Source organism: Serratia sp. PL7 (assembly GCF_945957435.1).
On the sequence record NZ_CAMFLB010000001.1, the window covers coordinates 218,089 to 232,237 of the forward strand.

The following is a 14,149-nucleotide window of genomic DNA, read 5'->3' on the forward strand; positions in this document are numbered from 1 at the left end:
CTATGAGAATCGTATCGTTGCCCGTATGGGGGCTGTTGGCTGGCGTGTTGTTGCACGGCAGTTTGTGGGCTGCGCCGCCTGCGAGCGAAATGCGCATTGCCTCGCCGTGGCCCGCGCAAAACGCCATCATCGCGATGCTGGGTTATGGCGATAACATCGTCGGCACCTCGAATGTCGCGAAACAGATCCCGCTGTTTCGCCAAAGCCTGCCGCGCATTGACGCCGTTCCGGTAGTGAGTGTGAATAGTGGGCAAGCGTTGAATCCGGAACAAATCATCGCGCTTGGCACTCGGCTGCTGTTTGTGCCTGACAGCATGAAAGTGCCGCAATTGGATTTACTCGAACGGGCTGGGGTGCGCGTATTGGCGTTTAAAGCCAATTCGATGGCGGCGCTGCGCGAGCGAGTGTTAAAAACGGGGGCCGCGCTGGGGCCGGATGCGCAGGAAAAAGCGTTGGCTTACGAGCGCTATTTTTCTCGTAATGTGGCGCGCGTCGCCGAGCGGCTGAAGGATTTGCCGCCAGGGCAGCGCATTCGCGTTTATCACAGCATGGGCAATCCGCTGATCACCTCAGGGCGGCCGTCGCTTAACCAGGATTGGATGGATCTGGCCGGCGCCGCCAACGTGGCGGAAACGTGGTTTGGCCTGAAAAAAGAGGGGGCGGGCGAAGTGGCGCTGGAGCAGATCGTGGCCGCCAATCCGCAGGTGATCGTGGCGATGAACAGGCGCGATGCCGAAGAGATACGCACGTCTGCGCAATGGCAGGGCATCGATGCCGTTTTGCGGCATCGGGTCGTGGTCAATCCGAAGGGGATGTTCTGGTGGTGTCGCGAGACCAGCGAAGAGGCGCTGCAGTTTTTATGGTTGGCGAAAACGCTGTACCCGGCGCGTTTTGCCGACATTGACATGCGGGAAGAGACGAGAGGTTTTTATCGGGACTTTTTCGGTCTGTCGCTCACTGCGGCGCAGATTGACGCTATTCTTAATCCACCCGCTTGAACAGATTCGGGGGCCGAAACGGCCCCCGAATACGTTACCCTACGGCCGGCAGCATGCCGCTGGCGATGCCCAGTTGAATGGCGATCACCGTTACCCCGCAGACAAACACCAACGCCAGCGCAGGGGTGCCGCCCCAGACGCGATATTGTGCCTGATGCTTTTGGCGAGTTTTCCACACCAGCAGCGAAGGCAGCAGCAGCGCCAGCACCGACAGGGCGATGGCGGCGAAACCCAGCGCCAGCACGAAACCGCGCGGGTAGAATAGCGCGAAGGCCAGCGGCGGCAGGAAGGTGATGGCGCCGGTTTGCAGGCGGCCACGCACGTTATCTTGACGCTTGAACAGGTCAGCCAGGAAATCGAACAGCCCGAGCGCGACGCCGAGGAACGAGGTCGCCAGCGCCAGATCGGCGAACAGGTGCACCGCCAGTTCAACGTGCGGTGAAGCTACTGCATCACGCACCGCCTGCAACAGGCCGTTTAGCCCGGCCTGCTGAGCCAGGATGCCGACGAAGGTGTCGGAGCTGATGCTGCCCAACGTCGCCAGCTGCCAGAAGATATAGGCGATCAGCGGGATCGCGCTGCCGATGATAAACACCCAACGCAGTTTGCGAATGTTGCCGCCCATGTAGTTGACGATGCTCGGCACGCTGCCGTGGAAGCCGAAAGAGGTGAAGATCACTGGAATGGCCGACAGCGCCAGGCCTTGCTCCAGCGGCAACGTCATCAGATTGGTCTGGTGGATATTCGGCAACATCAGGCCGAGCATCACCACCAGGAACACCACTTTCGCGCTGAACAGGATGCGGTTGAACAAGTCGACCGAGTGGGTGCCGATGCACACCACGCCGCCGGCCACCAGGGTGAACAGCAGGACGCCGAGCGACACCGGGAAGTCCTGCGACGTCCATTGGCTGATGCTGGTGGCGAGCAGTTCGCCGGCGCCGCTGATATAGGCGGCGGTGAGGGCGTACATCAGGAACATCATGCTAAAGCTGGTCAGCCACTGGCCGCCGCCGCCGAGATAACGTTTGGCGAGCGTGCCCAGACCGGTATCCGCCTGCTCATGCTGGTAAACCTCCACCAGTAACAGCGCGGTGTAACACATCAACAGCCACAGCCCGACCAGTAAGGCCAGCGTGACGCCGAAACCGACGCCGGCCGCCGCCAGCGGCATCGCCAGCATCCCGGCGCCAATGGTGGTGCCCGCCACGATAAAAACACTGCCAAGAGTGCGATTCTTCACGTTTTTTCTCTACCAGCCGAAAGATTTTGAAAATTATAGGTAACGATTTATGAGGATGGCAGGATAGTGGAAGCCCTAATTTGTGTCAAACCGACGTTACGCATGATGTACATTAATGTTTACATCTCGCAGACCTGCATCGCACATGAGAAACGGACCCATGGCTGAAATTATCCGCAGGCGGCTAGTGAAAAGTTATTTACGGGCTTCTATAGTGGAATGACCAAAAAATGTGGGAGAGATCAATGTTAAGGGTAGAGATGCTCAGTACCGGCGATGAGGTGCTGCACGGGCAAATTATTGATACCAACGCCGCCTGGCTGGCGGACTACCTGTTCCAGCAGGGGCTGCCGATGAGCGGGCGTGAAACGGTCGGAGACAGCCTCTCTGCGTTGATCGAGATCCTGCAGGAACGAAGCCATATCGCCGATGTGCTGATCGTCAACGGCGGCCTGGGGCCGACCAGCGACGATCTCAGCGCGCTGGCCGCGGCGAAAGCCTGTGGCGTAGAGCTGGTCGAACGGGCCGACTGGCTGGCGCGCATGGAAGCCTATTTCACCGAGCGTGGGCGGCCGATGGCTCCTTCCAATCGCAAGCAGGCGCAGATCCCGGCCAACGCGGAAATGCTGGATAACCCGGTGGGCACCGCCTGCGGTTTCGCATTGCAGCTGAACAAATGTCAGATGTTCTTCACTCCCGGTGTACCGTCGGAATTCAAAGTGATGGTCGAACAGCAGATCGTGCCGCGCCTGCGCCAGCGCTTCACCTTACCGGCGCCGCCGCTATGCCTGCGCCTGACGACGTTTGGCACTTCCGAGAGCGATCTGGCCGCCGAGCTGGATGGCATGCCGCTGCCGCCGGAAGTGGTGCTGGGTTACCGCTCATCCAGCCCGATTATCGAACTGAAGCTGACCGGGCCGGAAAGCCGGCGTGCGGAAATGGAGCAGGCATGGCGGCGCGTGCGCGAAGTGGCGGGGGACAACTGCATTTTTGAAGGCACCGTCGGGTTGCCGGCGTTGTTGACGCAGCGGCTGAGTCAGCAAGGGCTGAAGCTGGCGTTGAGCGAGCAATTCAGCGGCGGGTTGATCAATCTGCAGCTGCAAAGCGAGGGTGCACCGCTGGCGGGGGGCGAGCTGCTGCCGGCGCACTGTATCGAAACGCTGGAAACGACGCTGGCCCGCGCCCGCTCGCTGGCGGAATTGACCGGTGCGCCGTTGGTGTTGGCGGTCAGCGCCATGCGCGATGAGCAGGTGAGCATTGCGCTGCACACGCCGCGCGGCGGCATTGGCCAGACCGTGTGTTATCGCGCGTCGCGCCACGGTCTGCGGCTGCGTCAGGAGTCGGTGGCGATGCTGGCGCTGGATATGCTGCGCCGTTGGCTGAATGGGGGCCAGGCGTGCGGTAAAAACGCCTGGCTGGAGGTGGTGGAAATTATCGAGTGACGGTCATGGCGCCGAGTTGCCGGCGTCACGGCTTTGCTGCAGCCGTTCGGACGCCAGCCGTGACAGGCGAATCGCCGCGGCACCCCGCACGTGCAGTTCCAGACCGTAGTCCCTGAGCGCCTGCGCGGCGCTGCCGGCTTGCGCCAGATGCGTCGCCAGGCTGGCGGCGTCCGCCAGCGCGGTGTTGGCGCCAAGCCCGCCCGCTGGGCTCATGGCGTGCACGGCGTCGCCGAGAAAGGCGATGCGTTCGCTGTGCCATTCCGGCATTGCCGCCGTAACCTGCACCGTCCGCACGCTGAGCGACAGGGGATCCGCCAGCGCTAACGCCGTTTGCAAAGCGGGCGCCCATCCCTGCGAGATATGCCGTACATGCGCCTGCAGCGTTGCGCTTCCCTTCGCCCGTGTCGGCCCGCCGAGCCGTTCAGCCGATCCGATACAGGCCCAATAGAGATAATCGTCGACCGGCGTGAGGCGGCAATCGGGCGCGTAGTCGGCCGCCAGCTGCGCCATGGGCGCCTGAAAGCGCATCGGTTCAATCACCAGCGATACGCCGTCGGCGAAGATCACCGATACGCCGTTCAGCAGCTCAGGGGCCAATTGGGCCCGGGTTGCCGCATCGAGCGGTGTTTTGCCGTAGAGGGTGACCGCGCCGCTGTCTTCGGGCCCCGCCTCGGGCAGGCAGCGCCGCCGCACTAGCGAGTTGACGCCGTCGGCGGCGATCAGCACATCGACTCGCACTTGCTCGCCGTTGGCGAACTGTAGCTCCACGCCCTGCGGCGTTTGTGCAAATTCACGCAAGGTATGGCCGAAACGCACCCGGTCTTGCAGGCCGGCAAGCAGGATCTCGCGCAGCGTTTGGCGATGAATGCCGAGATCGCCGCTCGGTTCTTGCGTTTGGCGCTGGCTGGACGGCAACCAGTGCTCGGGGCGCCGGCCGGTGAGTGGGGCAAGCTGCGGATCCCATAGATTGCTCTCGCCGCTGTTTTGCGCGCTGCCGGCGCAGAGCAACCGGTAGTGCGCCGGCGGCAGGCAGGCGGCCAGCGCCTGCTGGCCAGACGGATCGATGCGCAGCCGGTAGCCCTGATCGCGCGCTTGCGGCGTGGTGCCGCGTTCAAACACCGTGGCGTGGATGCCGAAGCGGCTCAGCCCCTGAGCCAGACACAGACCGCCGGGTCCGGCGCCGATAATGCCAATGCTGAGTGTTGTCATCATGTTCCCTCGTGAGTCAGTGGCCACAAACGGGAGCGGCCGGAAGCATTTCATTATGTCGGCGCAGGAAAAGGTTGATATAACGGTATCTGGACTAAAAATAGTGATAAGTGGCCAATATGAACGATAATCCTCACTTCGCCGACGCTGACTGTAGCGAATGGCGGGCGGGCCCCTGGCTGATCGCCCTTGGCGGCCGCGACGCGGCAGGCCGGGAGTATCGGTTGGGCACGCGCGAATACGACTGGCATCAGCATGCGCGCGGGCAGCTGCTGTGCGTCGAAAGCGGCTTGCTGCATGTACGCACGGCGCACGGCGATTGGGTGCTGCCGCCGCAGCGGGCGGGTTGGATCCCACCGGCGACGCAGCACCGGGTGCAGGTCTGCGGCGCGCTGAGCGGCTGGAGTTTGCTGCTGGCGCCAGAGGCCTGCAACGATCTGTCGAATGTACCCTGCGTCATCGGCATTAGCGCCGTGCTGCAGGCGCTGGCTCAGCGAGCAGAAGGCTGGGATAAACGCAGCGCGCTCACCCTGGAGCAGGATTGCATGGCGCAGGTGATGCGGGACGAGATACGTCTGGCGCCAACGGAGCCGCTGCATTTGCCGATGTCGTCCCATCCGCGCCTGGCCGGCGTTCTGCAGGCCTTGCTGGCGCAGCCGGGAAGCGAGCGTTCGCTGGAAGCCTGGGCCGAATGGGGGGCGATGTCACCGCGTACCCTGCGCCGGCTGATGATCGGCGAAACGGGGCTGAGTTTTGCCCAGTGGCGCCAGCAGGCTCGGTTGTCATATGCATTGGCGAAGCTGGCCGAAGGCGAGACGGTGCTGCAGATAGCGGAAACGCTGGGGTATGCCTCGCCGAGTAATTTTATCGCCATGTTTCGCAAAGCCTTTGGCGATTCTCCGGCACGTTATTTTTCCGCATCGGCAGGCAAGGGGCGCTAAGCGAAATACTTTGAGGATAGTTATATATTCCTAATTAATCATAAGGTTATAGGGGATATTCGCGGCGAGGGAATGCTGTTACTCTTTTGGCGGGTGCTTGAGACTGTTCGTCTTGGGCATTGTGTGACAAGGCGGATAGATGAAAGCCCCAAACTGACTCTCAATCAGAATGGGGCTGCCCTAACGCCTAGACACCGTTATGGTAGCCCCTTCACAGCAAGGAGGCAAGCATGCGCTTAAGGCATGTGTTTCACTCGCTAACCGTTGTATGTATTACGGTTTTGTTATTTATCTGGATGATAAGAGACTCGCTGTGCGAGCTGAAAATCTACCAGGAAAATATCACTATCCTGATCAGGTTGGCGTGTGAGGTGAAGCGGTAATCATAGGGCGGGGGCAACCCCGCCTTCTGGTCTCCAGGCGCGGTTTCCGGCACCCGACTTTACATTTCCAGCTCGATATCCGTCAGCGGCATGCAGCAGCAGGGCAGGATCTCGCCGGCGTTGATAAACGCCAGCGGCTGCTGGCGGTAGGTCACTTCACCTTTCACCAGCTTCAGGCGGCAGGCACCGCAATAGCCGGATCGGCACTGATACTCCACCTGCACGTCGTGCAGTTCCAGCACGTCGAGCAGACAGTTTTCACTGTTGGGGCAGGAGAGCTGCGTGCCGGCGGCGCGCAGCGTTACGATTGGCGTCGCCATCGCTTACAGTTCGAAGTCGCTCAGGTCGTCGGCGTTGATCTCCGAGTCGATCTGGCCAACCAGGTAGGAGCTCACTTCCACTTCCTGCGGCGCTACCTGCACGTTGTCGGACACCAACCAGGCATTGATCCATGGGATCGGGTTGGAGCGGGTTTCGAACGGCAGACCAAGGCCGACCGCCTGCATGCGGATATTGGTGATGTATTCCACATACTGGCACAGGATGTCTTTGTTCAGGCCAATCATCGAGCCGTCGCGGAACAGGTATTCCGCCCACTCTTTCTCCTGCTGGGCGGCCAGCACGAACAGATCGTAGCACTGCTGTTGACATTCCTCGGCGATCTCCGCCATTTCCGGATCGTCGGCGCCGGAACGCATCAGGTTCAGCATGTGCTGGGTGCCGGTCAGGTGCAGCGCTTCGTCGCGGGCGATCAGCTTGATAATCTTGGCGTTGCCTTCCATCAGTTCGCGCTCGGCGAACGCGAAGGAGCAGGCAAAGCTGACGTAGAAGCGGATCGCTTCCAGCGCGTTCACGCTCATCAGGCACAGGTACAGCTGCTTCTTCAGCGCGCGCAGATTGACGGTGACGGTTTTACCGTTCACCTGGTGGGTGCCTTCACCCAGCAGGTGATAGTAGCTGGTCATCTCGATCAGATCGTCGTAGTAGCCGGAAATGTCTTTCGCGCGTTTCTTGATCTCTTCGTTGGTGACGATGTCGTCGAACACCAGCGCCGGATCGTTGACGATATTGCGGATGATGTGAGTGTAGGAACGGGAGTGGATGGTCTCGGAGAACGACCAGGTTTCCACCCAGGTTTCCAACTCAGGGATCGAGATCAGCGGCAGCAGGGCGACGTTCGGGCTGCGGCCCTGGATGGAGTCCAGCAGCGTCTGATATTTCAGGTTGCTGATGAAGATGTGCTTCTCGTGCTCCGGCAGCGCCTGGTAATCGATGCGATCGCGGGAGACGTCAACTTCTTCCGGGCGCCAGAAGAAGGAGAGCTGTTTTTCGATCAGCTTTTCGAAGATTTCATGCTTTTGCTGGTCGAAACGCGCAACGTTTACCGACTGGCCGAAGAACATCGGCTCTTGCAGCTGGTCGTTTTTGGTCTGAGAAAAAGTGGTGTAAGCCATAAGCCTGAATCCATCGTAACGTGGCTAAATGAAGGGGCCGGAAAATTCCGGCCCGCTAGGTCAAACTTTAGATCTTGCAGGCGCCGCTTTCGCAGTCGTCATCGCCGGCCTTGGCAGGCTGCAAATCTTCCTGGGCGTCTTCCGCACCGTCGCGGGTGTTTTGGTAGTACAGCGTTTTCACACCGAACTTGTAGGTGGTGAGCAGGTCTTTCAACAGCTGCTTCATCGGCACCTTGCCGCCCGGGAAGCGGGTCGGATCGTAGTTGGTGTTGGCCGAAATCGACTGGTCGATGAATTTCTGCATCAACCCCACCAGCTGCAGATAGCCATCGTTGCTCGGCATTTCCCACAGCAGCTCGTAGTTGTCTTTCAGACGCTCATACTCCGGCACCACCTGGCGCAGGATGCCGTCTTTCGACGCCTTGATGCTGATGTGGCCGCGCGGCGGCTCAATGCCGTTGGTGGCGTTGGAAATCTGCGAAGAGGTTTCCGATGGCATCAGGGCAGACAGCGTCGAGTTGCGCAGGCCGGTTTCCTGGATCTCTTTACGCAGGGTTTCCCAGTCGTAGTGCAGCGGCTCGCTGCAGATCGCATCCAGGTCTTTCTTGTAGGTGTCGATCGGCAGGATGCCCTGCGAATAAGTGGTTTCGTTGAACCACGGGCAAGCGCCTTGTTCCTGAGCCAGACGGTTGGAGGCTTTCAGCAGGTAGTACTGAATGGCTTCGAACGTTTTGTGGGTCAGGTTGTTGGCGCTGCCGTCGGAATAGCGTACGCCGTTCTTCGCCAGGTAATAAGCGAAGTTGATGACGCCGATGCCCAGGGTGCGGCGACCCATCGCGCCACGGTGCGCAGCCTTGATCGGGTAATCCTGATAATCCAGCAGGGCGTCGAGTGAACGCACCGCCAGGGTCGCCAGCTCTTCCAGGTCGTCCAGGCTGTCGATCGCGCCCAGGTTGAAGGCAGACAGGGTACACAGCGCGATCTCGCCGTTTTCATCGTTGACGTCTTCCAGCGGCTTGGTCGGCAGGGCGATTTCCAAGCACAGGTTGGACTGACGCACCGGCGCGATCTGCGGATCGAACGGGCTGTGGGTGTTGCAGTGGTCGACGTTCTGGATGTAGATACGGCCGGTAGAGGCACGTTCTTGCATCATCAGCGAGAACAGCTCAACCGCTTTCACGCGTTTCTGGCGAATGCTGTCATCTTTCTCGTACTGGGTGTACAGGCGCTCGAATTCGTCCTGATCGGCGAAGAACGCGTCGTACAGCCCCGGCACGTCGGACGGGCTGAACAGGGTGATGTCTTCGCCCTTGATCAGACGCTGGTACATCAGGCGGTTCAACTGCACGCCGTAGTCCATGTGACGCACGCGGTTGCCTTCAACGCCACGGTTGTTTTTCAACACCAGCAGGCTTTCTACTTCCAGGTGCCACATCGGGTAGAACAGCGTTGCCGCGCCACCGCGCACGCCGCCCTGTGAGCAGGATTTGACGGCGGTCTGGAAGTGTTTGTAGAACGGAATGCAGCCAGTATGGAAGGCTTCACCGCCACGGATCGGGCTGCCCAGCGCGCGGATGCGGCCGGCGTTGATGCCGATGCCGGCGCGCTGCGAAACGTATTTCACAATGGCGCTGGAGGTGGCGTTGATGGAGTCCAGGCTGTCGCCGCACTCGATCAGCACGCAGGAGCTGAACTGGCGGGTTGGGGTGCGCACGCCGGACATGATCGGCGTAGGCAGCGAAATCTTGAAGGTGGAAATCGCATCGTAGAAACGTTTGACGTAGTCCAGACGGGTTTCACGCGGGTAGTTGGAGAACAGGCACGCAGACACCAGCAAATACAGGAACTGGGCGCTTTCGTAGATTTCGCCGCTGACGCGGTTCTGCACCAGGTATTTGCCTTCCAGCTGCTTGACGGCGGCATAAGAGAAGTTCATGTCGCGCCAATGATCGATAAAGGAATCCATCTGCTCGAACTCTTCAGCGCTGTAGTCTTCCAGCAGATGCTTATCGTATTTGCCCATCTCGACCATGCGAGTGACGTGGGCGTGCAGCTTCGGTGGCTCAAACTGGCCGTAAGCCTTTTTACGCAGGTGGAAGATCGCCAGGCGAGCGGCCAGGTACTGATAGTCCGGCGCATCGCGGGAGATCAGGTCAGCTGCGGCCTTGATGATGGTTTCGTGAATGTCGGCGGTTTTGATGCCGTCATAAAACTGAATGTGTGAACGCAACTCTACTTGAGAAACCGAGACGTTGTGTAATCCCTCAGCGGCCCAATCGATGACCCGGTGGATTTTGTCGAGATTGATGCGCTCTTTACGGCCATCGCGTTTAGTTACAAGCAGACTTTGGTTCATGTGGTGTTTTACCTGTCCGTATGGTGCCCCTAAGCAGAAGTGTAGTCGCTCTGCTCAGTATGTAAACACTATATATAGGGGTTGTATGTCGGTGAGGTAACAAGATAGTGAGAAAAAACGGCGTTTGCAAGTGAACAAAACCGGCCTAATTTGTGGATAACTTGGGGGTGAAATGCCACTTGCCGTTCGCAGTGCGCGCCGTGACTGGCGCGACAAGCTTGTCAATAAGCACGATCAGATTTTACTGAAAAACTGAAAAAACCGATCGTTTGGCGCTTTATTAAACGTTAGAAAAAAACGGCATATTGATCTGATTTAATATTCTAAAAAACTGTCTACAACCGCTATTTTGATCGAAGTCGCGGAAATTAGGTATTTTTCCTAATACCGCGTTGGCGCCGCCCCCCGGTAATGCAGGGCCGGCGCGGTTTACCGTGCTTAACCTTCGTGCTGGGTGTGCACCATGTAGTTCACGTCAACGTTGCGCCCAAGCTTGAAATGATCGGTAATCGGGTTGTAATGCAGGCCGATCATGTGCTTTTCGCGCAGCGGCGTGCCGTCGACCCAGCCGATCAGTTCGGACGGGCGAATGAACTTCTTATGATCGTGGGTGCCCTGCGGCACCATCTTCAGTACGTACTCGGCGCCGATCACCGCCATCAGCCAGGCTTTGGTATTGCGGTTAATCGTTGAAAAGAACACGTGACCACCCGGTTTCACCAGATGGGCGCAGGCGCGCACCACCGAGGCCGGATCGGGCACGTGCTCTAGCATCTCCATACAGGTGACCACGTCGTAGCGCTGCGGATTGGCCTGAGCGTGGCTTTCTACGGTCTCCTGCACATAGGTGACGTCCATGCCGCTTTCCAATGCGTGCAGCCGGGCGACCTGCAGCGGCTCTGCGCCCATGTCCAGGCCGGTCACTTTGGCGCCTTCGCGCGCCATGCTTTCCGCCAGAATGCCCCCGCCGCAGCCCACGTCGAGCACCTGCTTGTCAAAGATGCCGCCGGCGCGCTGCATGATGTAGTTCAGGCGCAGCGGGTTGATGCGGTGCAGCGGTTTGAACTCGCCTTCCAGATCCCACCAGCGGGAGGCGACAGCCTCGAACTTGGCGATTTCCTGGTGGTCAACGTTTTGCACTCGGCTGGATGATTCTGCGTTCATGGGCTTGTCTGGCTCCTTGTTCTCGTTGCGCGGATTATACATGTTCCGGCGCGGCATCGTCTGCGCCGATGCGTTTTTAGCGCACTTATCTGCACAATTTCCGTGAAACAGCGGCGGTTATTTTCCCGTAAAGCGTGCTTTGTGATATAGTTTTACACCTTTGCCACTATGGCAGCGGGCAGATGAATCATTAGTAGAGGGATAGCAGCTCCATGAGCGACCTTGCCAGAGAAATCACACCGGTAAACATCGAAGACGAGTTGAAAAACTCGTATCTGGACTATGCGATGTCCGTTATTGTCGGACGTGCGCTGCCAGATGTTCGTGATGGACTGAAGCCGGTTCACCGCCGCGTTCTGTACGCGATGAGCGTATTGGGTAACGACTGGAATAAACCATACAAGAAATCGGCCCGTGTCGTCGGGGACGTGATCGGTAAATATCACCCGCACGGTGACAGCGCGGTTTACGACACTATCGTGCGTATGGCTCAGCCGTTTTCACTGCGCTACATGCTGGTGGACGGTCAGGGTAACTTCGGTTCCGTCGACGGCGACTCCGCCGCGGCGATGCGTTATACCGAAGTGCGCATGTCCAAAATTGCTCACGAACTGTTGGCGGATCTGGAAAAAGAAACCGTCGACTTCGTGCCTAACTATGATGGCACCGAGCAGATCCCGGCCGTCATGCCGACCAAGATCCCGAACCTGCTGGTTAACGGCGCATCGGGCATCGCCGTGGGCATGGCCACCAATATCCCGCCGCACAACCTGGCGGAAGTCGTCAACGGCTGCCTGGCCTATATCGACGATGAAAACATCAGCATCGAAGGGCTGATGGAACATATTCCGGGGCCAGACTTCCCGACGGCGGCGATCATCAACGGCCGCCGCGGTATTGAAGAGGCCTACCGCACCGGGCGTGGTAAAATCTACCTGCGCGCGCGCGCGGAAGTGGAAGCCGACGCCAAGACCGGGCGCGAAACCATCATCGTTCACGAGATCCCGTATCAGGTGAACAAGGCGCGTCTGATCGAGAAGATCGCCGAGCTGGTCAAAGAAAAACGCGTGGAAGGCATCAGCGCGCTGCGCGACGAGTCCGATAAAGACGGCATGCGCATCGTCATCGAAGTCAAACGCGACGCGGTCGGCGAAGTGGTGCTGAATAACCTGTATGCGCTGACGCAACTGCAGGTCACCTTCGGCATCAACATGGTTGCGCTGCATCAGGGGCAGCCTAAACTGCTGAACCTGAAAGACATCCTCGAAGCCTTCGTGCGCCACCGCCGCGAAGTGGTCACCCGCCGCACCATCTTCGAACTGCGCAAGGCCCGCGATCGCGCCCATATCCTGGAAGCGCTGGCTATCGCGCTCGCCAACATCGATCCAATCATCGAACTGATTCGCCGTGCGCCGACCCCGGCGGAAGCGAAAGTCGCGCTGGTAGCTCAGCCGTGGGATCTGGGCAACGTCAGCGCCATGTTGGAACGCGCCGGTGACGACGCCGCCCGCCCTGAGTGGCTGGAGCCGGAGTTCGGCATCCGCGACGGCAAGTACTACCTGACCGAGCAGCAGGCTCAGGCGATTCTGGATCTGCGTCTGCAGAAACTGACCGGCCTGGAGCACGAAAAGCTGCTGGAAGAATATAAAGAGCTGCTCAACTTCATCGCCGAGCTGATCTTTATTCTGGAAAGCCCAGAGCGCCTGATGGAAGTGATCCGCGAAGAGCTGGTGGCGGTCAAAGAGCTGTACAACGACGGCCGTCGCACCGAGATCACCGCCAATACTTCCGACATCAACATCGAAGACCTGATCAACCAGGAAGACGTGGTGGTGACCCTGTCTCACCAGGGCTACGTGAAGTATCAGCCGCTGTCCGACTATGAAGCCCAGCGCCGCGGCGGCAAAGGCAAGTCCGCCGCGCGTATTAAAGAAGAAGACTTTATCGATCGCCTGCTGGTGGCCAACACCCACGATACGATCCTGTGCTTCTCCAGCCGTGGCCGCCTGTACTGGATGAAGGTGTACCAACTGCCTGAAGCCAGCCGTGGCGCGCGCGGTCGTCCAATCGTCAACCTGCTGCCGCTGGAAGCCGATGAGCGTATCACCGCCATCCTGCCGGTACGCGAGTATGAAGAAGGGCGCCACGTGTTCATGGCCACCGCCAGCGGTACCGTGAAGAAAACCGCGCTGACCGAGTTCAGCCGTCCGCGCAGCGCCGGCATCATCGCCGTCAACCTCAACGAGGGCGACGAGCTGATCGGTGTCGATCTGACCGACGGCAGCAACGAAGTGATGCTGTTCTCCGCCAACGGTAAAGTGGTGCGCTTCCCGGAAGCGCAGGTGCGTTCGATGGGCCGTACCGCGACCGGCGTGCGCGGCATCAACCTCGGCGAAGGCGACAGCGTGATCTCACTGATCGTGCCGCGCGGCGAAGGCGACATTCTGACCGTCACGCAAAACGGCTTCGGTAAACGTACCGCCGTGACCGAGTATCCGACCAAGTCACGCGCCACCCAAGGGGTTATCTCCATCAAGGTGAGCGAGCGTAATGGCCAGGTGGTTGGCGCCGTGCAGGTGGAAACCAGCGATCAGATCATGATGATCACCGATGCCGGCACGCTGGTGCGCACCCGTGTTTCGGAAGTCAGCGTGGTGGGCCGTAACACCCAGGGCGTGACGCTGATCCGCACGGCGGAAGACGAAAACGTCGTCGGTCTGCAGCGCGTGGCCGAACCGGTGGAAGACGAAGAGTTGGATAGCCTGGAACCGGGCGCGGAAGCGGTGGAAGAAGACACCACGCCGCTGGACGATGGCGACGACGCGGCTGAGCCGATGGACGACGACAACGTTTAAAGCAAGGTGAGGGCGTCGGCATGCCGACACCGTAATGCACTGAGACAAAAGGGCCTGGCAGCGATGCTAGGCCCTTTTTCAGTTATATGGTTTAATTGGCGCAC

Annotated in this window: 11 protein-coding genes; 5 read left to right on the plus strand and 6 right to left on the minus strand. The window is 59.5% G+C overall.

The window, feature by feature from the left end; translation table 11 throughout:
* The first annotated feature begins 2 nt into the window (after nt 1-2).
* A complete protein-coding gene (locus N6G83_RS01100; RefSeq protein ID WP_147824050.1) occupies nt 3-998 on the plus strand; it encodes an ABC transporter substrate-binding protein in 996 nt (331 codons plus the stop codon).
* A gap of 34 nt (nt 999-1,032) precedes the next feature.
* Here N6G83_RS01100 and tyrP read toward each other — a convergent pair whose 3' ends face one another.
* Nucleotides 1,033-2,241, minus strand: a complete 1,209-nt coding sequence (tyrP, locus tag N6G83_RS01105; protein WP_004935940.1) for a tyrosine transporter TyrP — start codon at nt 2,239-2,241, stop codon at nt 1,033-1,035.
* A gap of 245 nt (nt 2,242-2,486) precedes the next feature.
* Here tyrP and N6G83_RS01110 point away from each other — a divergent pair, with 245 nt between their 5' ends.
* Nucleotides 2,487-3,683 (plus strand): nicotinamide mononucleotide deamidase-related protein YfaY, encoded by a 1,197-nt coding sequence (locus N6G83_RS01110; RefSeq protein ID WP_197771044.1) that lies wholly within the window; start codon nt 2,487-2,489, stop codon nt 3,681-3,683.
* 3 nt (nt 3,684-3,686) lie between these two features.
* Here the strand turns inward: N6G83_RS01110 and N6G83_RS01115 are convergent, their stop codons facing one another.
* Nucleotides 3,687-4,895, minus strand: coding sequence for an NAD(P)/FAD-dependent oxidoreductase (locus tag N6G83_RS01115; RefSeq protein WP_260514389.1), 1,209 nt, complete (start codon nt 4,893-4,895; stop codon nt 3,687-3,689).
* Between the two features lie 116 nt (nt 4,896-5,011).
* Here N6G83_RS01115 and N6G83_RS01120 point away from each other — a divergent pair, with 116 nt between their 5' ends.
* Together N6G83_RS01120 and N6G83_RS01125 are read left to right on the plus strand one after the other, a co-directional pair.
* Nucleotides 5,012-5,833, plus strand: a complete 822-nt coding sequence (locus tag N6G83_RS01120; protein ID WP_025303643.1) for an AraC family transcriptional regulator — start codon at nt 5,012-5,014, stop codon at nt 5,831-5,833.
* A 230-nt stretch (nt 5,834-6,063) separates the two neighbouring features.
* Nucleotides 6,064-6,216 carry a Hok/Gef family protein gene (locus N6G83_RS01125; protein ID WP_004935921.1) on the plus strand — a complete coding sequence of 51 codons (153 nt, stop codon included), beginning with the start codon at nt 6,064-6,066 and terminating at the stop codon, nt 6,214-6,216.
* A gap of 59 nt (nt 6,217-6,275) precedes the next feature.
* Here N6G83_RS01125 and yfaE read toward each other — a convergent pair whose 3' ends face one another.
* The 4 genes from yfaE to ubiG form a co-directional block, all read right to left on the minus strand.
* Nucleotides 6,276-6,536, minus strand: coding sequence for a class I ribonucleotide reductase maintenance protein YfaE (yfaE, locus tag N6G83_RS01130; RefSeq protein WP_025303642.1), 261 nt, complete (start codon nt 6,534-6,536; stop codon nt 6,276-6,278).
* Nucleotides 6,537-6,539: 3 nt separating this feature from the next.
* Nucleotides 6,540-7,670 (minus strand): class Ia ribonucleoside-diphosphate reductase subunit beta, encoded by a 1,131-nt coding sequence (nrdB, locus tag N6G83_RS01135; protein WP_019453694.1) that lies wholly within the window; start codon nt 7,668-7,670, stop codon nt 6,540-6,542.
* Between the two features lie 67 nt (nt 7,671-7,737).
* The gene (nrdA, locus tag N6G83_RS01140; RefSeq protein WP_025303641.1) at nt 7,738-10,026 is read right to left on the minus strand and encodes a class 1a ribonucleoside-diphosphate reductase subunit alpha; all 2,289 of its coding nucleotides are present in this window, start codon (nt 10,024-10,026) and stop codon (nt 7,738-7,740) included.
* 438 nt (nt 10,027-10,464) lie between these two features.
* The gene (gene ubiG / locus N6G83_RS01145; RefSeq protein ID WP_025303640.1) at nt 10,465-11,190 is read right to left on the minus strand and encodes a bifunctional 2-polyprenyl-6-hydroxyphenol methylase/3-demethylubiquinol 3-O-methyltransferase UbiG; all 726 of its coding nucleotides are present in this window, start codon (nt 11,188-11,190) and stop codon (nt 10,465-10,467) included.
* A 212-nt stretch (nt 11,191-11,402) separates the two neighbouring features.
* Between ubiG and gyrA the strand changes: the two genes are divergently transcribed.
* A complete protein-coding gene (gene gyrA / locus N6G83_RS01150; protein WP_049203668.1) occupies nt 11,403-14,045 on the plus strand; it encodes a DNA topoisomerase (ATP-hydrolyzing) subunit A in 2,643 nt (880 codons plus the stop codon).
* The last annotated feature ends 104 nt before the right edge of the window (nt 14,046-14,149 follow it).

Bases quoted from the DNA above. Each gene is read 5' to 3' on its own strand.
- N6G83_RS01100 (WP_147824050.1), top strand. From the start codon at position 3: ATGAGAATCGTATCGTTGCCCGTATGGGGGCTGTTGGCTGGCGTGTTG.
- N6G83_RS01110 (WP_197771044.1), top strand. From the start codon at position 2,487: ATGTTAAGGGTAGAGATGCTCAGTACCGGCGATGAGGTGCTGCACGGG.
- N6G83_RS01115 (WP_260514389.1), bottom strand. From the start codon at position 4,895: ATGATGACAACACTCAGCATTGGCATTATCGGCGCCGGACCCGGCGGT.
- N6G83_RS01120 (WP_025303643.1), top strand. From the start codon at position 5,012: ATGAACGATAATCCTCACTTCGCCGACGCTGACTGTAGCGAATGGCGG.
- N6G83_RS01125 (WP_004935921.1), top strand. From the start codon at position 6,064: ATGCGCTTAAGGCATGTGTTTCACTCGCTAACCGTTGTATGTATTACG.
- yfaE (WP_025303642.1), bottom strand. From the start codon at position 6,536: ATGGCGACGCCAATCGTAACGCTGCGCGCCGCCGGCACGCAGCTCTCC.
- nrdB (WP_019453694.1), bottom strand. From the start codon at position 7,670: ATGGCTTACACCACTTTTTCTCAGACCAAAAACGACCAGCTGCAAGAG.
- nrdA (WP_025303641.1), bottom strand. From the start codon at position 10,026: ATGAACCAAAGTCTGCTTGTAACTAAACGCGATGGCCGTAAAGAGCGC.
- ubiG (WP_025303640.1), bottom strand. From the start codon at position 11,190: ATGAACGCAGAATCATCCAGCCGAGTGCAAAACGTTGACCACCAGGAA.
- gyrA (WP_049203668.1), top strand. From the start codon at position 11,403: ATGAGCGACCTTGCCAGAGAAATCACACCGGTAAACATCGAAGACGAG.